The sequence below is a fragment of the Kitasatospora sp. NPDC048239 genome (assembly GCF_043202015.1).
Classification (GTDB): domain Bacteria; phylum Actinomycetota; class Actinomycetes; order Streptomycetales; family Streptomycetaceae; genus Kitasatospora.
Genome location: NZ_JBICZP010000006.1, coordinates 398,738 through 419,818 on the forward strand (window position 1 = coordinate 398,738; position 21,081 = coordinate 419,818).

General features: G+C 75.6%; 16 protein-coding genes and 1 riboswitch. Of the genes, 7 read left to right on the forward strand and 9 right to left on the reverse strand.

Annotated features, from left to right (window positions below):
* Nucleotides 1-141: 141 nt before the first annotated feature.
* The 6 genes from ACGFZP_RS19270 to dhbA form a co-directional block, all read right to left on the reverse strand.
* Entirely contained in the window at nucleotides 142-648 is a 507-nt protein-coding gene (locus ACGFZP_RS19270; RefSeq protein ID WP_392934204.1) for a GNAT family N-acetyltransferase, read from the reverse strand.
* Nucleotides 645-1,457, reverse strand: coding sequence for an ABC transporter ATP-binding protein (locus ACGFZP_RS19275; RefSeq protein WP_392934206.1), 813 nt, complete (start codon nucleotides 1,455-1,457; stop codon nucleotides 645-647). The genes ACGFZP_RS19270 and ACGFZP_RS19275 overlap by 4 nt, the downstream gene beginning before the upstream one ends.
* Nucleotides 1,454-2,086 carry an isochorismatase family protein gene (locus ACGFZP_RS19280; protein ID WP_392934208.1) on the reverse strand — a complete coding sequence of 211 codons (633 nt, stop codon included), beginning with the start codon at nucleotides 2,084-2,086 and terminating at the stop codon, nucleotides 1,454-1,456. Before ACGFZP_RS19280 ends, ACGFZP_RS19275 begins: the two co-directional genes overlap by 4 nt.
* Nucleotides 2,087-2,106: 20 nt before the next feature.
* The gene (locus ACGFZP_RS19285; RefSeq protein WP_392934211.1) at nucleotides 2,107-3,726 is read right to left on the reverse strand and encodes a (2,3-dihydroxybenzoyl)adenylate synthase; all 1,620 of its coding nucleotides are present in this window, start codon (nucleotides 3,724-3,726) and stop codon (nucleotides 2,107-2,109) included.
* The gene (locus tag ACGFZP_RS19290; protein ID WP_392934212.1) at nucleotides 3,723-4,901 is read right to left on the reverse strand and encodes an isochorismate synthase; all 1,179 of its coding nucleotides are present in this window, start codon (nucleotides 4,899-4,901) and stop codon (nucleotides 3,723-3,725) included. The genes ACGFZP_RS19285 and ACGFZP_RS19290 overlap by 4 nt, the downstream gene beginning before the upstream one ends.
* An 80-nt stretch (nucleotides 4,902-4,981) precedes the next feature.
* On the reverse strand, nucleotides 4,982-5,725 hold the full coding sequence (gene dhbA / locus ACGFZP_RS19295) for a 2,3-dihydro-2,3-dihydroxybenzoate dehydrogenase (protein WP_392934685.1): 744 nt from the start codon (nucleotides 5,723-5,725) through the stop codon (nucleotides 4,982-4,984).
* 295 nt (nucleotides 5,726-6,020) lie between these two features.
* A riboswitch (cobalamin riboswitch) is annotated at nucleotides 6,021-6,240 on the forward strand.
* 137 nt (nucleotides 6,241-6,377) lie between these two features.
* On the opposite strand from dhbA, the gene metE reads away from it, so the two are divergent.
* Nucleotides 6,378-8,711, forward strand: a complete 2,334-nt coding sequence (metE, locus tag ACGFZP_RS19300; protein WP_392934215.1) for a 5-methyltetrahydropteroyltriglutamate--homocysteine S-methyltransferase — start codon at nucleotides 6,378-6,380, stop codon at nucleotides 8,709-8,711.
* A 139-nt stretch (nucleotides 8,712-8,850) separates the two neighbouring features.
* Here the strand turns inward: metE and ACGFZP_RS19305 are convergent, their stop codons facing one another.
* Entirely contained in the window at nucleotides 8,851-9,192 is a 342-nt protein-coding gene (locus ACGFZP_RS19305; RefSeq protein ID WP_392934217.1) for an ArsR/SmtB family transcription factor, read from the reverse strand.
* Between the two features lie 99 nt (nucleotides 9,193-9,291).
* Here ACGFZP_RS19305 and ACGFZP_RS19310 point away from each other — a divergent pair, with 99 nt between their 5' ends.
* Complete coding sequence (locus ACGFZP_RS19310; RefSeq protein ID WP_392934219.1) at nucleotides 9,292-9,702, forward strand: tautomerase family protein; 411 nt, start codon at nucleotides 9,292-9,294, stop codon at nucleotides 9,700-9,702.
* Nucleotides 9,703-9,783: 81 nt separating this feature from the next.
* Here the strand turns inward: ACGFZP_RS19310 and ACGFZP_RS19315 are convergent, their stop codons facing one another.
* Both ACGFZP_RS19315 and eccCa read right to left on the reverse strand, forming a co-directional pair.
* Nucleotides 9,784-12,378 (reverse strand): hypothetical protein, encoded by a 2,595-nt coding sequence (locus ACGFZP_RS19315; RefSeq protein ID WP_392934221.1) that lies wholly within the window; start codon nucleotides 12,376-12,378, stop codon nucleotides 9,784-9,786.
* Between the two features lie 91 nt (nucleotides 12,379-12,469).
* Entirely contained in the window at nucleotides 12,470-16,459 is a 3,990-nt protein-coding gene (gene eccCa / locus ACGFZP_RS19320) for a type VII secretion protein EccCa (RefSeq protein WP_392934224.1), read from the reverse strand.
* Nucleotides 16,460-16,773: 314 nt separating this feature from the next.
* Between eccCa and eccD the strand changes: the two genes are divergently transcribed.
* The 5 genes from eccD to ACGFZP_RS19345 all read left to right on the forward strand — a co-directional run bounded on the left by eccD (nucleotide 16,774) and on the right by ACGFZP_RS19345 (nucleotide 20,986).
* Complete coding sequence (gene eccD / locus ACGFZP_RS19325) at nucleotides 16,774-18,153, forward strand: type VII secretion integral membrane protein EccD (RefSeq protein ID WP_392934226.1); 1,380 nt, start codon at nucleotides 16,774-16,776, stop codon at nucleotides 18,151-18,153.
* A gap of 98 nt (nucleotides 18,154-18,251) precedes the next feature.
* Entirely contained in the window at nucleotides 18,252-19,700 is a 1,449-nt protein-coding gene (gene eccB, locus ACGFZP_RS19330) for a type VII secretion protein EccB (protein WP_392934229.1), read from the forward strand.
* A gap of 126 nt (nucleotides 19,701-19,826) precedes the next feature.
* Nucleotides 19,827-20,183, forward strand: a complete 357-nt coding sequence (locus ACGFZP_RS19335) for a hypothetical protein (protein ID WP_392934231.1) — start codon at nucleotides 19,827-19,829, stop codon at nucleotides 20,181-20,183.
* A gap of 111 nt (nucleotides 20,184-20,294) precedes the next feature.
* Complete coding sequence (locus ACGFZP_RS19340; RefSeq protein ID WP_392934233.1) at nucleotides 20,295-20,597, forward strand: hypothetical protein; 303 nt, start codon at nucleotides 20,295-20,297, stop codon at nucleotides 20,595-20,597.
* A gap of 44 nt (nucleotides 20,598-20,641) precedes the next feature.
* Nucleotides 20,642-20,986, forward strand: a complete 345-nt coding sequence (locus ACGFZP_RS19345; RefSeq protein WP_392934236.1) for a hypothetical protein — start codon at nucleotides 20,642-20,644, stop codon at nucleotides 20,984-20,986.
* The last annotated feature ends 95 nt before the right edge of the window (nucleotides 20,987-21,081 follow it).

The following is a 21,081-nucleotide window of genomic DNA, read 5'->3' on the forward strand; positions in this document are numbered from 1 at the left end:
GGGGCCCGCGGGCGGCGCCCCCCGGGGGGGGGGGGCCCCCCCCGGGGGGGCCCGCCCCCGGCCCCCCCCCCCGGGGCGGGCGGGGGGGGGGGGGGGGGGGGGGGCCCCCCCCCCCCCCCCGCCGCCGTGTCCGTGCCGCGTTCAGACGTCCCGGGTGAAGACCTGGGAGTTGCGGGCCGGGTCCAGGCCGGCCGCCCACGCGCGGGGGGCGGCCGAGGCGGGGATCCGCCGGAAGCCGTGCCGCAGGAACAGGGCGCCGCCGCCGGTGGTGGCCGTCACCAGGGCGCGCAGGCCCCGGCGGCGGGCCTCGGCGACCACGGCGGTGATCAGGAGCGAGCCGAGGCCCGCGCCCTGGCGGTCGGTGCGGACGCAGAAGTTGTGCAGCAGGCCGGTGGCGGGGCGGTCGGCCTCGGGGGCCAGGGCGCGCAGCGCGACGCAGGCGTCCAGCCGGGCGCGGCCCGTCCCGGCCCCCGCGTCGGCGCGGACGGCGAGGAAGGTGTCGCCGGGGTGCCGGTAGGCGTCCGGCGTCCGCTCGCGCAGCGCGCCGGAGCGCATGAATGGGGCGGACAGCGCGTAGAGCGCCTGCGCGTCCGCCCCGGTGGCGCGGACCGCCCGCAGGGCGGCGGCCGGGCGCAGCGCCGCTGTCACCGGGAGGAGCCGCGGTGTGCGGGCGCCAGCGGGACGACCAGCGGGGTGCCGGTCTGCGGGTCCTCGATGATCTGGCAGGGCAGGTCGAAGACCTGCTCGACCAGTTCGGCGGTGACGATCTCGGAGGGCACGCCCTCGGCGACCACCGCGCCGTCGCGCATGGCGATCAGGTGCGTGGCGTAGCGGGTGGCCTGGTTGAGGTCGTGCAGCACGGCGAGCAGGGTGCGGCCCTGGTCCCGGTGCAGGCGGGCGCACAGGTCGAGCACCTCGACCTGGTGGGCGATGTCCAGGAAGGTGGTCGGCTCGTCGAGCAGCAGCAGCGGTGTCTGCTGGGCGATCGCCATGGCGAGCCAGACGCGCTGGCGCTGGCCGCCGGAGAGCTCGTCGACGAACCGGTCGGCGAGGGCGTCCACGTTGGTGGCCGCCATGGACTCGGCGACGATCCGCTCGTCCTCGCGGGACCACTGCCGGAACAGGCCCTGGTGCGGGTAGCGGCCGCGGGCCACCAGGTCGGCGACGGTGATGCCGTCGGGCGCGGTGGAGCTCTGCGGGAGCAGGCCGAGCCGGCGGGCCAGCTCCTTGGCGGGCAGCGCCCCGATCTGTTCGCCGTCCAGCAGCACCCGCCCCGCGGCGGGCTTCAGCAGCCGGGCGAAGGCCCGCAGCAGGGTGGACTTGCCGCAGGCGTTGGGGCCCACGATCACGGTGAACGAGTCGTCCGGCACCGCCACCGACAGCTCGGTGGCGATGGCGCGGTCGCCGTAGCGCAGCGTCACCCTCTCGGTGAGCAGCCGCCCGCCGGTGGTGGTCACTTCCCCTCCAGGAGTTCGTCGGTGCTGAGGACGACGGCGCACTTCTCGGCGGCCCAGCGCAGCGCCTCGGCGTGCTTGTCGGCGGAGAAGTCGGCGACGGCGTCGCCGACCACGAACGCCTGGAGGTCGCGTGACCACGCGTCGGAGGCGGTCATCATGACGCCGATGTGGGCGTAGACGCCGACGATGACGAGCTGGTCGCGGCCGGACCTCTCCAGCAGCCCGGCGAGGTCGGTGCGGGCGAAGGCGCTGTACTTCCACTTGAGCAGCATGACGTCCTGCTCGGCGGGTGCGACGACGTCCGGCACGCCCTGGGCGTGCTCGTCGGCCGGCAGCCCCGGGCCCCAGAAGTCGAGTTGGAGGCCGCGTTCCCCGGGGGTCTGGCCGCCGCGCTGGTGGGAGTAGACCACCGGCATGCCCTGCGCCCGGGCCCGCTCCAGGATCCGCGCGGTGTTGGCCAGGGCGGGCGCCAGCGGGGGGCCCTCGGCCGGGAACGCGCCGAGGAAGTAGTTCTGCAGGTCGTGGACGAGTACCGCGGCCCGCGCCGGGTCGACCTGCCACGGCACCTTGCGCGGCGGGAGGTCCGCGGGGCCGGGCAGTTCGTAGGGGGCGATGGCGGGCAGTGCCATGCGAGGGGGGCCTTTCTGGGCTAGCGGGAGGTGGTGCGGAGGTCCTTCTTGCTGACCTTGCCGACGCCGGTGCTGGGGAAGGCGTCGACGAACTCGACGCGGTCCGGGACCTTGTAGTCGGCGAGTCCGGCGGCGCGGACGAAGGCCTTCAGCACGGCGGGGCGGGGCCGCTCGGCACCGGGCCGCAGGATCACGTAGGCGCAGCTGCGCTCGCCCAGGTAGTCGTCCGGGATCGCGACGACCGACACGTCGTGCACCGCGGGGTGGGCGAGCAGGACGTTCTCGACCTCCTCGGCCGCGACCTTCTCGCCGCCCCGGTTGATCTGGTCCTTGGCGCGGCCCTCGACGACCAGGTGGCCGGTGGGCGTGCGGCGGACGAGGTCCCCGGTGCGGTAGAAGCCGTCGGCGGTGAAGGAGCGCGCGTTGTGCTCGGGCGCCCGCCAGTAGCCGCGGATGGTGTAGGGGCCGCGGGTCAGCAGGTGCCCGGTCGTGCCCTCGGGCACGTCGGCGTCCTCGTCGTCGACGATCCGGACCTCGTCGTCGGCCGAGATCGGGCGGCCCTGGGTGGTGAGGACGGTCTCCTCCGGGTCCTCGGGGCGGGTGTAGTTGACCAGGCCCTCGGCCATCCCGAAGACCTGCTGGAGCCGGCAGCCGAGCGCCGGGCCCAGCCGGCGGGCGGCCTGCTCGCTGAGCTTGGCGCCGCCGACCTGGAGCAGTTCGAGGCTGGACAGGTCGTGGCCGCTGCCGGGGGCGCTCTGCGCCCAGACCAGGGCCAGCGGCGGGACCACGCCGGTGATGGTGACCCGCTCGCGGGCGATCAGCGGCAGTACGGTGGCCGGGCTGGGCTCGCGGGCCAGCACGACCCGCCCGCCGGCGTGGAAGGTGCCGAGCGTGCCCGGCGAGCTGAGCGCGAAGTTGTGGGCCGCGGGCAGTGCGCAGAGGTACACGCTGGCGGGCGACAGCTCGCAGATCGCGGCCGACTCGCGGACGCTGTACAGGTAGTCGTCGTGGGTGCGGGGGATGAGCTTGGGCAGCCCGGTGCTGCCGCCGGACAGCTGGAGGAAGGCGAGGTCGCCGGCCTGCGGGGGGTCGGCGGGGTCTGCCGGAGCGGTCGGGTCGGCCGGGTCGGTCGGGGCGTCGGCGCGCAGTTCGGCGAGCGGGGTGAAGCGCCCGGGGTCGCCGACCACGAAGACCTCGCCGAGGCCGGGCACCGCCGCGCACACCTCGGCGGCCAGGTCGCGGTGGTCGAAGCCCTCGTGGCGGTCGGCGACGAACAGCGCCCTGGCCTCGGCGAACGCGCAGAAGTAGGAGATCTCGGCCCGGCGGTGCGCCGGGAGGGCCATCACCGGGACGACACCGGCCCGCAGCGCGCCGAAGAACACCTCGAAGAACTCGGCCGCGTTGGGCAGTTGCAGCACGACGCGGTCGCCCTTGCGCAGCCCGCGGGAGAGCATCCCGGCGGCGAGCCGGTCGGCGCGTGCGTCCAGCTCGGCGTAGCTCCAGTGGCGGTCGCCGTCGGTGACGGCGATCCGCTCCGGGGTGGCGGCGGCGTGGCGGCGGATCATGGTGTCCAGTGTCTCGCCGGTCCAGTAGCCGGCCGCGCGGTAGCGGTCGGCGACCTCCTGGGGGTAGTGGCTCATTCGGCGTTCTCCAGTCCGACGGCGTGCAGGAAGGTCCGGAACTTCGCGGCCGTCTCGGCCAGTTCGTGCTCCGGGACGGAGGCGGCGACCACGCCGGCGCCGGCGAACAGCCGCAGCCGCTCGCCGTCGGCCTCGGCGCAGCGCAGGGTCACGACCCATTCGCCGTCGCCGTCGGCGTCGCCCCAGCCGACCACGCCGGTGTAGAGGCCGCGGTCGAAGGGCTCCAGGGTGCCGATCAGCGTCCGGGCGCGGTCGGTCGGGGTGCCGCAGACCGCGGGGGTGGGGTGCAGGGCCAGCGCGAGGTCCAGGGCGCTGGTGGCGGGGTCGCGCAGCGTCCCGGTGACGGTGGTGGACAGGTGCCACATGGCGGCCGTGCGGACGAGCGAGGGCTGCGCGGGGGCGACGAGGTCGTCGCAGTGCGGTGCGAGCGCCTGCCGGACGGCGTCGACCACGAAGGCGTGTTCGGCGAGGTCCTTGGGGGAGCGGGCGAGCTCCTCGGCCCGGCGCCGGTCCTCCACCGGGTCGGCGCTGCGGGCGGCGGACCCGGCCAGCGGGTTCGACACCACGCGGCGGCCCTGACGGGAGACCAGCAGCTCGGGGCTGGCGCCGATCAGGGTGGCGGTGCCGCCGGCCGGCACGGCGAAGGTGTAGCCGTGCGGGTCGCGGTCCAGCAGCCGGCCGAGCATGGCGGGGAGGTCGGTACCGCCGGGGGAGGTGAGCTCCAGGGTGCGGGCGAGGACGACCTTGGCGAGCTCCGGGTCCGCGTCCATCAGCCGTACCGCCTCGGCGACGGCGTCCCGGTAGCCCTCGGGCGCGGGGACGGGGCGCCTGGACCACATCGCCTGCGCCGGGCGGGCGGGGGCGGGTGCGGTCCGGGTGCCGCGGACCGGCTCGGCCCGCAGCACCCGCTCGGGGACGAACAGTTCGGCGGGGCGACCGGGGGAGAAGGGGATCGCGCCGACCACGAGCGGGTCGCGGCCCTCGGCCCGCGCCGCGGCCAGCAGCCGGCCGGCCTCGGCGGGGTCGGGGACGGACCGGTGCACGCCCTCGGCGAGCAGGGTCCGGGTGGGGCCGGCGAGGAAGGCCCGGTCGGCGGCCGGGCGGTAGGCGGCCAGCAGTCCGCTGCCGTCCAGCGGGGTCGCGACGGGGGACCGGGCCTCGGAAGCCGTGGTCATGGTGCTCCGTTCTGCCGGTGCCGGGGGCACCGGGGTGATGGGACTCGAAGGGGCGCGCTTCCGGGCCGCCCGGATCGGTGTCAGGCCCGCAGCGTGGCGCCGCCGTCGACGTAGAGGTCGTGCATGGTCACGTGCCGCGCGCGGTCGCCGGCCAGGAAGAGCACGGCCTCGGCAATGTCCTCGGGGGCGGCGATCCGGCCGAGCGGGATCCCCACCCGGTAGGTGGCCGGGTCGCCTTCGAGGACCCGGCGCTCGGCGTCGTCGTCGGTCCACAGCGCGCGCTGCATCGGGGTGTCGGTGGACCCGGGCGAGACCAGGTTGCAGCGCACACCGGAGGCGGCCAGTTCCAGGCCCAGGCAGCGCATGAACATCGTGGTGGCGGCCTTGGAGGCCGCGTAGGCGGCCATGTTCATCCGGGGGACGCCGGCGGCGTTGGAGCCGACGGTGACGATGCTGCCCCGGCCGCGCCCGGCCATCCGGCGCCCGACGGAGCGGCAGGTGTGGAAGACCCCGGTGGTGTTGACGGCGAAGGTGCGCTGCCAGTCCTCGTCGCTGGTGTCCAGGGCCGGTCCGGCGTGCAGCACGCCCGCGACGTTGACCAGGATGTCGAGCGGTCCGTGCTCACGCTCGGCCTGGTCCACCAGCCGCTCGACGGCTTCGGCGTCCGTGACGTCGAGGCGGTGGACCGAGGGCCCGGAGGGGGACAGGTCGCAGGCCACGACGCGGGCCCCGCGGTCGGTCAGCAGCCCGGCGACGGCGGCCCCGATGCCCTGGGCGGCGCCGGTGACCAGGGCGGTCCGGCCCTTGAACTCGTCGGTCGATATCGATGCCACGGGTCACCGCGCCTTCGTGGCGGCCGACTTGGCGGCGTCCCGGCCGGTGCGACGCGGTCTGGGGACGCGGCTGAAGGCGGGTGGCATGGACGTTCTCCCTGGGGTCGGAGCGCGGCGGCTGTCGGACAGGCTTGCGAGACAACGAGGTAAGGTTAGCCTAACCGCATCGAGGGGCTCCAGCGCCGCCCGGGACGCACCCGCGCGGCCGTCGTCGTGCCCGACGCCCCGGACCGCGCGGCCGTCCGGAATCCGGACCCGGTCGTGACGGGCGGGGCCCGCGGGCCCTAGGGTGGGAGGTGCAGTCGGTTCGCCGTGTCCTCCAGCCACGGCGTCGTAAGAGGGAACCCGGTGGGAATCCGGGACTGCCCCGCAGCGGTGAGTGGGAACGACCGCCGTCACATGCACTGGGCCCCGAGGGCCTGGGAAGCGACGGCCAGTAGGTGTCCGCCTGACTCAGGCGGACGTGCCGACGAGTCCGAAGACCTGCCACTGCCCGTGTGCACCCCGCACGCGGAGATCTCGGTGACCTCGTGGGCGGGTCGGCGGAGCGGGCGGGCACATCCTGGTGTCGCGCACCCACTGTCGTACCTTCACGTCCTCGTGCTCTCCCGGGATCGCAGCGCGACTCGCGAAGGAGAGTTCCGTGTCATCGAGTTCCACCACCGCTGCCGCCACCCCCTCCAGCACCCCGCAGGCCACCGTCCACGGCTATCCGCGGCAGGGCCCCAACCGGGAGCTGAAGAAGGCGATCGAGGGGTACTGGGCCGGCCGGGTCGGCGCCGAGGCCCTGCAGACCACCGCGGCACGGCTGCGCCGCGAAACCTGGCGGCGGCTCGCCGATTCCGGCGTCTCCGAGGTCCCCACCGGGGACTTCTCGCTCTACGACCACGTGCTGGACACCACCGTCGCCGTCGGTGCGATCCCGGCCCGGCACCGCGCGGCCGTCGACGCCGACCCGCTGGACGGCTACTTCGCCATGGCGCGCGGCACCCAGGAGGTGGCGCCGCTGGAGATGACCAAGTGGTTCGACACCAACTACCACTACCTGGTGCCCGAGTTGGGACCGGACACGGTCTTCGCCGCCAACCCGGCCAAGCCGGTCGGCGAACTGCGCGAGGCCCTCGGCCTCGGCCACACCGCCCGCCCAGTCCTGGTCGGCCCGCTGACCTACCTGCTGCTGGCCAAGCCCGCCCCCGGCGTCGCGGCCGACTTCCAGCCGGTCACCCTGCTGGACCGGCTGCTGCCCGTCTACGCCGAGCTCCTCGGCGAACTGCACGCCGCCGGAGCCGAATGGGTGCAGCTGGACGAGCCCGCCCTGGCCCAGGACCGCACCCCGGCCGAACTCAACGCCGCCGCCCGCGCCTACCGCGAGCTCGGGGCCCTGACCAGTCGGCCGAAGCTGCTGGTCGCCGGCTACTTCGACCGCCTCGGCGAGGCCCTCCCGGTGCTGGCCAAGGCCCCGATCGAGGGCCTCGCGCTGGACTTCACCGGCCCCGCCGCCGCCAACCTCGACGACCTCGCCGCGGTCGGCGGCCTGCCCGGCAAGCGCCTGATCGCCGGTGTGGTCGACGGCCGCAACATCTGGCTCAACGACCTGGAGAAGTCCCTCGCCACCCTCGGCACCCTGCTCGGGCTCGCCGACCGGGTCGACGTCGCCCCGTCCTGCTCCCTGCTGCACGTCCCGCTGGACGCCGAGGCCGAGCGCGACCTCGACCCGCAGGTCGCCCGCTGGCTGGCATTCGCCCGCCAGAAGACCGCCGAGATCACCACCCTGGCCCGCGGCCTGCGCGAGGGCACCCACACCATCACGGCCCAACTCGCCGTCAACCGGGCCGGACTGGCCTCCCGCGCGGCCTCGGCACTCACCCACGACCCGGCCGTCCGGGCCCGGGTCGCCGCCACCACCGCGCGGGACGCCCGCCGCGGCCAGGCCTACGCCGAACGCGCCGCCGCCCAGCGCGCCCGCCTCGACCTGCCGCCGCTGCCGACCACCACCATCGGCTCCTTCCCGCAGACCACCGAACTGCGCACCGCCCGCGCCGATCTGCGGGCCGGCCGGATCGACACCGGCACCTACCGGGACCGGATGCGGGCCGAGGTCCGCGAGGTGATCGCCTACCAGGAGAAGGCCGGCCTCGACGTCCTGGTCCACGGCGAGCCCGAACGCAACGACATGGTCCAGTACTTCGCCGAGCAGCTGAGCGGCTACCTGGCCACCCAGCACGGCTGGGTGCAGTCCTACGGCACCCGCTACGTCCGCCCGCCGGTGCTGGCCGGCGACATCTCCCGCCCGCACCCGATGACCGTCGACTGGTTCCGCTACGCGCAGGACCAGACGGACCGTCCGGTCAAGGGCATGCTCACCGGCCCGGTCACCATGCTCGCCTGGTCCTTCGTCCGCGACGACCAGCCGCTCGGCGACACCGCCCGCCAGGTGGCCCTCGCCCTGCGCGACGAGGTCGCCGACCTGGAGGCGGCCGGCGCCGCGGTGATCCAGGTGGACGAGCCCGCGCTGCGCGAGACCCTCCCGCTGCGGGCCGCCGGCCGGCCCGCCTACCTGGACTGGGCCACCGAGTCGTTCCGGCTCTCCACCTCGGGCGTCCGGGCCGACACCCAGATCCACACCCACATGTGCTACGCCGAGTTCGGCGAGATCATGGCCGCGATCGACGAGTTGGACGCCGACGTGATCTCCCTGGAGGCCGCCCGCTCGCACATGCAGGTCGCCCATGAGCTGGCCGGCGCCGGCTACCCGCGCGAGGTCGGCCCGGGCGTGTACGACATCCACTCGCCCCGGGTGCCGAGCACCGCGGAGGCCGCCGCGCTGCTCCGCAGGGGACTGGCGGCGATCCCCGCCGAGCGGCTCTGGGTCAACCCCGACTGCGGTCTGAAGACCCGCGGTTGGCCCGAGACCCGCGCCTCGCTGGAGAGCCTGGTCGAGGCCGCCCGGCTGGTCCGCGCCGAACTGGACGGCTGACCGCCACGCCGGGGCGGGTGCGCGCATCGGCTTCGCGCGCACCCGCCCCGGCGGGACGTCGGGCCCGGGCTGGTGCGGGCCTGGACGACGCCACCCGCTCGGGCGGCTTCATGACCGGCCCCGGCACTGCAGCGCGGACCTACGCCGAGTCGGGCCGGTCCGTCGCGGGCTCGGCCAGGACCAGGTCGAGGAGACCGGGGAACCGCTGGTCGAACTCGGGGCGGCGGAGCCGGTTGAGCCGGCGCGGTCCCTCGTCGCGCTGCTCGATGAGGCCGGCGGCCCGCAGCACGGTGAAGTGGTGGCTGCGTGTCGCCTTGGTCACCGGGAGGTCGAACGTGCCGCAGGCGCGGGTCCAGTCGGGGGCGCCGGCCAACTCCCTGAGGATGGTGCGTCGCACGGGGTCGCCGACCGCGTCGAGCGCGTCCTGGAGCGACACCTCGGTCGGATCGGCGTGGGTGAGGCTGCGGGTGCGGGCGGACACGGTTGATCCCTCTGCAGGGTGTTCGACGGTCGTCGTACACTGGTATGGTCGATGTTCATCGAACACTGTAGCCGGGCCCTCCGGAAAGCGAGCGTTCTCATGCCCCTGGTCCGCATCGACCTGTCCGTCACCCGGCCGCCCGCCATCCGTCGCGCCATCGCCGACGGCGTGCACCAGGCCCTCGTCGACGCCGTCGGCATCCCGGCCGGCGACCGCTTCCAGATCGTCACCCCGCACGATCCCGAGGAGCTGATCTTCGACCCGGACTACCTCGACGTGGCCCGCCGCGACGTCGTCTGCGTGCAGATCACCCTGGTCGCGGGTCGGCCCCGGGAGGTCAAGCTCGCCCTGTACCGGCAGATCGCGGCCAACCTGACCGACGTCGGCGTGCGGCCCGAGGACGTGTTCGTCACGCTCGTCGAGAACGCTCTCGACAACTGGTCGGTGGGCAACGGCAGGGCACAACTGGTCGACCTGGGTGCCGTGGCGGGAGCCCGCGTCGAGCCGTGACGCGTCGCATCACGCCCGTCGTGCCTGCCGCGGTCGCAGGCCGGACTCCCCGCACCCGCCACGAACCTCTGCGGAGAGGCCCTACTGCCGGGCGACGCCGGGGGTGAGCTGGTAGCGCTCCGGGCGGCTGACGGTGTGGCGCTCCTCGGGGGTGAGGAGGTCCCGGCGGGCCAGCCAGGCGAGCAGGCGCAGTCGGGCGTGCTGGTCCCGGCGGTCCGGGAGGCCGCTCCCGGCGGGCTGCGGGGTGGTGGGCAGGCCGTCCTCGCGGAGCAGGACCCTGGTCGGCCGGCCGTCCTCGGCGGGGACGACCTCCAGGACGGAGAACCGCGAGCCGGGCGGGAAGACCACCTCGTGCTCGCCGTCCTCGGCGAACACCGCGGTCCTGCGGCCGGTCACGGACCACACCGCGAACTCGACGGGCGTCCCCAACTCGATCTCGTGGGAGGGGAGTCCGATGACCGGGGCGGGCTCGGACAGCAGCGCCCCCGGGACGTAGTGCCGCAGCTCCGACTCGCCGGCGTGGGCGCCGAGCAGGACGGCGCCGTGGTGGCTCGGCAGCCTGCGCAGGCCGGAGCCGAGGCAGGCCAGGAAGGAGGCCAGCGGGCCCGGGTCGGGCCGGCGGGCCGCCGCGACCAGCTCCGCGCGGGAGACCGGGACGCCGGTGTCGACATGGTGCAGGTAGACCGCCGCGAGGTCGCTCTTCAGGTCCTCCCGCGCGCTGGAGCGCAGGGCCGGGAGGCGCATCGCCACCTGGTCGGCGTGGCTTGCGCAGCGCTGGAAGTGGCTGCCCAGCAGGTCCTTGAACGCGGCGCGTTCGGCGGCGATGCCGGGCCGGGGGGAGGCGGTGGCCGGCTCGGAGGTGAGCGGCCGGGCCGCTACGGGGAGCTCGGCCGTGGGCTCGGGCGCGGGCTCGACCGCGGGCTCCGGCGCGGGTTCGGCCGGGAGTTCGGCCGCGGGCTCCGCCGGGGGCTCGGCCGCGGGCTCGTCCGGCTGCTTGTGCAGGGGGTTGACGGCGGGCGGTTCCAGCACGGCGGCTTCGACAACGGCCGGTTCGGGGGCGGCGGCTTCGAGGACGGGGGGTTCGGCGACGGGCGGTTCGGGAGTGACGGGTTCGGCGACGGCCGGCTCGGGAGCGGTCGGCTCGGAGGAGGTCGTGGCGGTGACGCCCGGTCGGACGGGCTCGTCCGGCACTCCGACGACCCGGCCGAAGGTCACGGCCCCCGAGCTCGGCACGCCGTTGACCATCAGGGCAGGCTCGGCCGCCCCCGGGTGGGCGAGCGCCTCCAGCAGCCGGCCGAGGCCCGCCAGGACCTCCGGGGGCACCGGCTGGCGGCCCGCGCCGACCAGCAGCCGCGGCCGCGTCGGGTCCGGCTCCTGCAGCCGGGGATCCCGGTCCGCGCCGGGGTCGGCCGGGCGCAGCCACAGACCGGCCGGCACGGCCTCCAGCCACCACCCCGGTACGTCGGTCTCGAAGAGCGCCGGCCCGCACGACGCCAGGCCGTTCGGCGCGTCGCGCCAGGCGGAGGCGAAGAGGCGGCGAAGCTCGGCGGAGGCGGTCAGCTCGGTCAGCCACGGCTCCCAGGTCGCGTTGCCGTCGGCGTCCAGGAGGCGGGACGAGTACCCGCCGGCGGTGCGCATCGGCAGGCCGACGGCCGCCCGGACGTCGCGCTCCAGGGCGACCGCGAGTTCGGCGGCCAGCCGGCTGAGCGCGCGGACCGTCGACCACGGTGCGCTGAGCAGCAGTTCACCCTGGTCGGAGGGGATCAGCCGGCGGACGGTGGCGGCCAGCCGCGGGGCGGGCGGCAGCGGGCCGCCGGGGTGGCCGACGACCAGGACGAAGGTGCCCTCGGCGGCGTCGGCCCGCTGCAGCGTGCCGGGTCGGCCGGCCTCGCCGGGCCCGGTCCTGATCCAGAAGCCGTGCGGCAGCGTGGTGACCAACAGGCCTTCGGGGCCGGGGGCGGGCCCCTGGGGGGCGGCCGGCTCGGCGGGTACGGCGGGGGACGCGGCCCGGGACACGGGCGCGGCGACCGGTGCCGGGTTGGCCACCGCGGCGGGCGCCGCAGCAGGCGCCGCAGCGGGTGCCGCGGCAACTGCCGCGGCCGGAGCGGCAACGCCCGCCGGGGCGGGCGGCGGCCAGACCGGGCCGAGCGCCTGGACGGCCCCGGCGGGCGGGCACAGCCACCAGGAGGAGCCGGCGCCCTCCTCCGGGCCGCTGGTCAGCAGGGTGCCGTCGGGCCGGAGCGTGACCATCCCGTCCGGGGCCACCACCGTCATCCCGGCCAGCTCGGCGAGCTGTTCGGCCGGCCGCCGCCCGACCGCCGGCGCGGCGGCGAGCCCGGACGCGGCCAGGACCAGGGTGGTGGCACCCCGGGCGGCGGCGGTCCGGGTCAGGTCCGCCAGCCGCCCGAGCAGGACGGCCGCCGCGTCGGGGGCGGCGGCGAGCAGGATCAGCGCCTGCGGGGCGGGCTGCAGCCGCTCCAGCGCCGCCGCCAGCCCGGCCGGCCCGGCGGTCGGGGCGATCACGAAGTGGTCGCCGGCCTGGTGCAGGGCCGAGGAGCCGGCCGGATCGGCGCCGCCGCGGCGGCGGGTCAGCCGGCGCCACCCGGGGCCGGCGGCGGACCCGTGGCCGGTGTCGGTGCCGCCCACGGCTCCGCCGGTCGGTGCTGTTGTGCTCATCGTTCCGCCCTCTCCCTGCCCGGTCCCATCGGCGGGGCTCCAACCGGCTCTACGGGCCCCGGACCGGCGGGGGTTCACCACCCGGCCGCGGCTACGAGGCTGTCCCGTCCTCGCCCCCGGCCGCGATCGCGGTCTGCACCTGGACGGTGCGGCGGCGGGTGATGTAGAGACCGCGGCCGGCCGGCAGGTTCCGGGGCTTGACGTTGCCGAACAGGTAGCCCTCGCTCGGCGGGCAGGACAGCAGCACCGCAGGGGTGTTGACCTCCTCCAGCTTGCGCATCAGGGCGTCGGTGGCGCCGCGGCCGATGCCGTTGGCGCTGCGGGCCACGATCAGGTGCAGGCCCAGCTCGGCGCCCTGCGCGAGGAAGTCGAACAGCGCCGCGAACGGATGCCCGGACGCCATGCTGCCCGACGATCCCGACACCAGCTCGTAGTCGTCGACCACGATGAACAGTTCGGGCCCCTGCCACCAGTCCCGCAGCTTGAGCCGAGCCGGCGCGATGTCCGCGTCGGGCACCCGGTTGGCCATCGCCCGGGCCGCGCCGTCGACGATCTGCCGCAGCACGTCCACGGCGACCGCGTGGCCCAGCCGGTACTCCTCCGGGACGGCCTCGTGCAGACCGCGCCGGTAGTCGACCAGCATGATCCGCGCCTCCTCGGGCGTGTACGCGGTGGTGACGGCCGCGGTGACCAGCTTCAGCAGGTTGGTCTTGCCCGCCTCGCTGTCGCCGACCACGACCAGGTGCGGCGACTCCTCGAAGTCGTGCCACAGCGGCGCGATGGTGGTGTCCTGGAGGCCGATCGGGATCCGCAGCCGGCCCTCGGGGGCGGGCAGCGAGGCGGCGTCCAACGAGAGCGGCAGCATCCGGACCTCGGGGGCGCGCGGACCGGTCCAGTGGTCGGCGAGCGCGTCCACCAGGTCGGCGACGCCCTCCCCGAGGTCCTCTGCGCCGCTGCCGCCGTCCATCCGGGGCAGTGCGGTGAGGAAGTGCATCTCGTCCGGGGTCAGGCCGCGGCCGGGGATCTTCGGGACCTTCCCCGCCGCCCGCATGTTGATCGCGGAGTCGACCGCGTCACCGAGCCGCAGCTCGAAGCGGGTGCCCAGCAGGTCGCGCAGGGCGCCGGAGACCTCGCCCCAGCGGGTGGTGCCGACGATCAGGTGGATGCCGTAGTTGAGGCCGCGCTGGGCGATCAGGGTCAGCGCGGGGGCGAGGTCCGGGAACTCCTGGCGGATGGTGTTCCAGCCGTCGATGACCAGGAAGACGTCACCGTGCTGCTCCTCGGGCAGCTCGCCGGCCGCCCGGCGCCGCCGGAACGACGAGACGGAGTCGATGCCCAGCTCCGCGAAGCGCAGCTCGCGCCGGCCCAGGATCGCGTTGACCTCGGCGACGGTCCGCACCACCCGCTCCGGGTCGTGCCGGCCGGTGACCCCGCCGACGTGCGGCAGCCCGCGCAGCGCGGAGAGCGTGCCGCCGCCGAAGTCCAGGCAGTAGAACTGCACCTCGCTCGGGGTGTGGGTGAGCGCGAGCCCGGTCAGCAGGGTGCGGATCAGGGTGCTCTTGCCGCTCTGCGGGCCGCCGGCGATGCCCACGTGGCCGTCGGCGCCGGAGAGGTCGGCGACCAGCAGGTCGCGCACCTGCTGGAAGGGGCGGTCGACGACGCCGACCGGCACCGTCAGCGAGCCCCGGCCGGCCGTGCTCTCGGTGGTGAGCCCGTACTCGGGGTGCGGGGCCAGCGGCGGCAGCAGCTCGTCCAGGGTCGGCGGGACGCCCAGCGGCGGCAGCCACACCTGGTAGGCGGGCGGCCCGGCGTCGGTCAGCTTGGCCGCCGCGATGTCCAGCAGGGTGCGGGTCTCCTCGGGCGCCTCCGGCTGCTCCGCCTCCACGGGGAGTGCGGCCGGCCGGCGCGGCGCCACGTACTCGGTGCCGTAGGCGGCGACCTGGCCGGCCACCACCTCCTGGCGGGCCGCCCGGCGCCTGGCCCGGTACGGCCCCGAGACGTACGCGGCCTTGAACCTGGTCAGGGTGGCGATGTCGCTGCGCAGGAAGCCGTTGCCCGGCTGCGAGGGCAGCTGGTAGGCGTCCGGTACGCCGAGGACGCCCCGGCTCTCCATGGCGGAGAAGGTCCGCAGGCCGATCCGGTAGGACAGGTGGGACTCCAGGGAGTGCATCCGGCCCTCGTCCAGGCGCTGCGAGGCGAGCAGCAGGTGCACGCCCAGCGAGCGGCCCAGTCGGCCGATCATGATGAAGAGGTCCATGAAGTCGCGGTGTGCGGCGAGCAGTTCGCTGAACTCGTCGACCACGACGAACAGCGTCGGCAGCGGCTCCAGGGGTGTCCCGGCGGCGCGCGCCGTCTCGTAGTCCAGCAGCGAGCTGTAGTTGCCGGCCGCCCGGAGCAGCTCCTGGCGGCGGACCAGCTCGCCGTGCAGGGCGTCCCGCATCCGGTCCACCAGCGAGGCCTCGTCGGCCAGGTTGGTGATCACCGCCGAGGTGTGCGGCAGCCGGTCCAGGCCGAGGAAGGTCGCACCGCCCTTGAAGTCCACCAGGACGAAGTTCAGCACCTCGGAGGAGTGCGTGACGGCGAGCGCCAGCACCAGGGTCCGCAGCAGCTCGGACTTGCCGGAGCCGGTGGCGCCGATCAGCATGCCGTGCGGGCCCATGCCGCCCTGCGCCGACTCCTTGATGTCCAGTTCGACGGGCGAGCCGTCGCCCGCGATCCCCAGCGGCACCCGCAGCCGGTCCGCGATGCCGCGCCGGGACCAGGTCTCGACCACGTCGTGCTGGTTCAGGTCGCGGATCCCGAGCAGCATCGCGAGGTCGAAGTCGGTCTCCAGCGGCTCGCCGCTCTCGGTGGTGTCCCCGATCCGGAACGGCGCCAGGCCCACCGCCAGCCGGCGGGCGGCGGCGGCCGACAGGGCGTCGGGGCGGCCGAGGGGCGTGATGTCGTCCCGGTGGTTGCGGTCCGCGCCGACCATCGCCAGCGCGCCGTCCTCGATCCGCAGCCGCAGCCGGTACCGCAGCGGCTTCCACTCCAGGGTGTCGCCGAGGTCGAGCAGCGTGGCGTTGCGGTACCCCGCCAGCGCCGCCCGGCTGGTCGCGCCGACCTGCGGACCGTCCAGCACGATCACCGTGTACGGCTCGTCCCGGCCGGGCTGGGCGTCCTGCTCGTACGGCGGCCGGGCGCCGAACTCCTCGCCGAGCAGCTGCTCGATCTCCGCGACCGAGCCCGCCACCAGCCGCACCGGCCCCACCCCGTCGGTGTCCACCGGGTGCAGGGCGTGCGGCAGCCACTTGGTCCACTCCCACTCGGCGCGGTGCTCCGCGTCGGTGACGACGGCGATCCGCAGCTCGTCGGGGGCGTGGAAGACGGCCAGCTGGGCCAGCACCGCCCGGGCCAGGGCCCGGGCCGCCGCGCGGTCGTCGGAGCGCAGCAGGATCTGCGCGTAGCCCCGGAGGTAGACCGCGATCGGCTGGTCGGCGACGGTGCCGTAGGCGTTGATGAAGCGGCGCAGCGCGTGCGCGCAGAGCGGCTCCAGGTCCTCCACCGGCTTGGTGGCCAGCGGGGCGAGCCGCACCGCGAGGCGCTGCGGACCCGTCCCGATCCGGACGTCCCCGAAGTCGGGGTGGGCGCTGCGCCGTTCCCACAGCCGGGAGGTGCGGGCCACCGCGGCCAGCACGGACGGCGCGGGGTGGCGCCAGGCCAGTGCCTCCTGCTGACGGGCGATGTGGCCGCGCACCTGGCGGCGGATCTGGGACAGGTAGCGCAGGTAGTCCCGGCGCTCGGCGCGCAGCTCCCGCTTGCGGTCGCTGGAGCCGCGGATCAGCTGGGTGACCAGCATGCCCACGGCGGAGAGCCCCATCATGCCCATCGCGATGTACATCAGGATGCCGCCGCCCTCACCCGGGCGCAGGAAGATGAACACCATCGAGAGCGAGCTCAGCGCCATCGGGGCCATGCTGATCACGCTCGCCATGCCGCTCTGCGCCTCGGGGAGGGCGGGCGGCTCCTGCAACTGGATCTCGCCGTCGGGCATCTCCGGTCCGGGGCGCCTCGGCGGACGGTTGACCAGCACCACGCTCAACGCAGGGCTCCTCGCGATGGGGGGACGGCCGGCCGGTGATCCGCGGCCCGGGACGCGTGTCGTCCGTCCAGGTGCACGGATGGCGTACCCCCGGCGGTTCACGGACCGGCCGCACGGACCTGCCGCACCGGCCTGCCGCGGACGGGTTGCGGCGGCCGGTGAACCTCCCGGGCCCCGCCCGCCGTATCTCCCGGTGCGGGCGGCGCCCCGGCCCGCTCTTCCCCCAGGCGGCCGGGGCGCCCACCCCGTCAGGACATCCCGCCGGGGCGCCGCGCTGCGCCGCCGCCGGCCGGGTCGGTGGAGATTGGAGAGTCTTGAACGGGACTGCCGTTGCCGGACTGTGCCGCCTGAGGTTCCGGACACCCGACACGGTGTTCGAACTCGCGGTGCCCGTGGACGTTCCCCTGGCCGACCTGCTGCCGGCCGTACTCGGCTACGCGGGGCCCGGCGTGGACGAACAGGGCATCGAGCACGACGGCTGGATCCTCCAACGGCTCGGCGGTGCACCGCTGGACGAGGAGCTCGGCGCCGACGCGCTCGGCCTGCACGACGGGGAGGAGCTCCACCTGCGCCCGCGCCGCGAACCGCTGCCCGAGGTGCACTTCGACGACATGGCGGACGGCGTCGCCACCGGGATGCGGGCCCGCCCCGACACCTGGCGGCCCGCGCTGACCCACCACCTGGCGCTGGCCCTGGCCGTCGCCGCCCTGGCCGGCGGGCTCGCCCTGCTGCTGCTCCCCGGCCCGCAGCACACCCGGGACCTCGCCGCCGCCGTCACCGGGGTCCTGCTGCTGCTCGGCGCCCTCAGCGCCTCCCGGGCGGTGGGCGACGCCGGCGCGGGCACCGCGCTGGGGGCCATGGCCGTGCCCTACCTGGCCCTGGCCGGCGGCCTGCTGCCGACCGGCGGCGGGGCCGGGGCGACCGGCGCCCGGCTGCTGGCCGGCGGCTCCGCCGCCGCCGGCGCGGCGGTTCTCGCGGTGGCCGCCGTCGGCTGCTCGGCGCCGCTCTTCCTCGGCACCGTCCTGGTGGCCCTGCACGCCGTCCTGGCCGGCGTGCTCCTGCTGAACGGCATGAGCGCCTCCGAGGCGGCCGCGGCCCTCGCCGTCCTGGCCGTCGTCATCGGTGCGTTCGTGCCCGGGATCTGCTTCCGGCTGTCCGGACTGCGGCTGCCCGCGCTGCCCCGCAACGCCGAGGAGCTCCAGGAGGGGATCGCGCCCTTCCCCAGCAGCACCGTGCTGAGCCGCAGCGACGTCGCCGACGGCTACCTGACCTCCTTCCACCTCGCGCTGGGGCTGATCCTCACGCTGTGCACCACCGTGCTGGCCGGCGTCGCAGGCTGGGCCGCACCGGCCCTGACGGCCGCCCTGTCCGTCCTGCTGCTGCTGCACGGCCGGGCCGTCGGCAGCATCCCGCAGCGGCTGTCCGTCCTGCTCCCCGGCGTCTACGGGCTGGCGCTGCTGTTCGGCGGCGCCGTCCTCGACCAGCCGACCGGCGGGCGCCTGCTGCTGCTGGCCGGACTGCTCGCCGTGGCCGCCGTCCTGGCGATCACCGCCTGGACCATCCCCGGCCGCCGACTGCTGCCCTACTGGGGCCGGGCCGCCGACCTGCTGCACTCGGTCGCGGCGATCGCCGTGCTCCCGCTGGCGCTGGCCGTCGCCGGGGTCTACCACGCGCTGCGGGCCATCGCCGGCTAGGCCCTGACCGGCCGAGGCCCTGTCCGGCCCTGTCCGGCCGAGGCCCTGACCGGCCCTGACGGACCACCACCTTCCGCCGCCCCGAGGAGAACCACGAGATGCAGTCGAAGCGCGACCAGGTGCAGGCCCACCTGTTCGTGATGGGCAGGCTCGCCACCGGCATGCTGCGCGGTGAGCCCGACGCCCCCGACACCCCGTCCGGGCGTACCTCGCGGGGCACCGTGACCGGACTGATCATCGCCGTCCTGGTCTGCCTCGGAGTCGCCGTCTACGGGGCGCTCGTCCCCGGCGGCGCCACGGGCTGGCGCAAGTCCGGCACCCTGGTGGTGGTCAAGGAGAGCGGCGCCCGCTACCTCTACCTGGACGGCAGCCTGCGCCCCGTCCTGAACGAGTCCAGCGCCCGGCTGCTGGCCGGCGACCAGCTGGTGGTCGACCAGGTCAGCGTGAACTCGCTGGCCGACACCCCGCGCGGCGCCCCGATCGGCATCCTCGGCGCCCCGGACGGCCTGCCCGGCCGCGACCGGCTCGCCGACGCGCCCTGGCTCGCCTGCGCCGTCAGCCGACCCGGCCCCTCCGGCGGCCGCCGGACCGAACTGGCCCTCGCCATCGGCACCGGCGGCCGGGGCACCAGCCTCACCGAGGCCCAGGGCACCCTGGTGGCCGCCCCCGACGGCGCCGAGTACCTGCTCTGGCACGGCCGCCGGCTGCGCCTGGACAGCCGCAACGGCGCCCGGCAGGCTCTCGGCCAGAGCGCCGTCACCGCCTACCCGGTGACCGCCGCCTTCCTCAACTCGCTGCCCGCGGGCCCGGACCTGGCGGCCCCCGAGGTGGACTCCCGCGGCACCGCCGGCCCGCAGCTCACCGCCGGCCCGACCCGGTTCGGCCAGCTCTTCACCGGCCCCGGCGGCGACCCGTACCTGCTGACCCAGGCCGGACTCACCCCGCTCAGCCGGATGGCCTTCGAGCTGCTCCGCAACGACCTGCGCACCCAGAGCGCCGCCTACGGGGGAGCGGCCGTCACCCCCGCCGCCCTCAGCCCGGCCGACCTCGCCGGGCACACCGCCCCGGCCGTCCCGGCCACCCCCGCCGCAGCCGGGCTGCCCACCGCGCCGCCGGAGCTGGTGACCGTCCCCCAGGGCCGGGGCGTCTGCGCCGAGTCGAGGCTCACCGACCAGGCGCCGACCACCTCGGTCACCCTGCTCGACGCCGCCGCCGTCGCGGGCCCGCCGCCGGCCGCCCAGCCGGGCGTGGAGCCGGCCTGCGCGGGCGCCGACAGCATCGCGGTGCGGCCCGGCGGCGGCGCCCTGGTCCGGGCCCTGTCCAGCGCGGGCCTCGGCGGCACCCTCTACCTGGTCACCGACTCCGGGGTGAAGTACCCGCTCGCCTCGGCGGCCGTCGCCAAGCAGCTCGGCTACGGCGCGCCCGCCCCCTCGGCGGCCCCCGAGGCCCTGCTGACCCTGCTCCCGACCGGGCCCAGCCTCGACCCGACCGCCCTGACCGCCGCCGCCCCCGCCGCGCGGGCCGCCGCCCCGGCCTGCTCGCGGTGACGCCGGGCCGGACCGGCGGCCGGTTGAACCCGCCTGAGCCGTCGTCCCGTTGAACGGATTAGGCGGGTCCTGCGACCCCTCCCCGCGGCGACCGCCGCGGGCGTACCCACCGACGAAGGGAATCCGGTGACCACTCCCAACCCCGGCACTCTCCAGATCGACAACGCGACCATCAAGAACGTGCTCCACACGGTGGAGACCCACATGGGCACCATGAGGGCCGCCGCCACCGCGGTCGAGGACATCAACAAGGAGATCCACGAGCACTTCCAGGCCGCGTGCAGCAGCGTCTACGTGCAGAAGATGAAGGAGTGGCACGACGAGTACACGCGGCTGACGCAGCAGTACGACCGCTTCCACGCCGACCTGGCGGCGGGCAGCAACACGGTCTTCTCCGGCCACGACGCCGCCTACCACGTGGCCGGAGGCATGGGCGGCGGCTACTCCGCCATCGTGGAGGCCGGTCTCAACCCGACCGGCTGACCGCCCCGCCGCCGCTTCCCACCTGATCCGCACCGTCCGGCCCCGCACCGCCCCGTGCCTGCTCCCGCAGGCCCCGCGAGGCCGCACGGCGACCAACCGAAAGGACCTTCCATGTCAACCCCTGCGCCCTCGGGCATCAGGCTCAACCACGCCAACATCGACGACGCGGCGGACGACCTGCAGAGCGCCGGCGCGAAGATGCAGACGGAGATGGAGAGCTTCCGCGACTCGCTCCGGACGGAGCAGCTGAAGCTCAGCGGTGAACTCGCCGCCGCCGCGAAGTCCTTCGCCGACAACCTGGACAACCTCGACACCCTCATGAGCGGACAGGTCACCGAGGCGGCCAACAAGCTGCGCGAGATGCACGGCCTCCTGCGCGACGCCGACCGGCGCGCCGCGGCCGGGACGGGCTGACAGGCGTGGGTGCCGAGCCGATCGGCAGCGGTCCCACCCTCAGCATGAACGAGGAGGACCTCAACACCTTCATCAAGGAATGCCTCCAGGCGTTCCAGACGGCGCTGTTGGCCGACACCGGCTACCAGGCCGTGATGAAGTTCGAGGGCGGCCAGCTCAAGCTGCTGGCCGGATCCGCTCCCTTCCAGGCCGGGGCGGACATCCAGGCCAGGTTCGCGGCCTTCTCCAAGGCCCTCCACGAGATCCTCAAGAGCTTCGACACCCAGATGCTCGATGCCGAACTGGCGATCCACCGGGCCATCGAGATCATGAAGCGGGCTCACGAGGAGGCGCTGACGGCAGCGCAGATGATGGAAGTCCTGAACAAGGTGATGGCGGGCGGCAAGTAGGCCCTCCCGTCCGGCGGCGGTGTGCGGACCCGTCCCGGTGGACCGGCCCACCCGCAGGGGCAGCCGACCGGGTGCAGCCGGCTCCGCACCGAGAC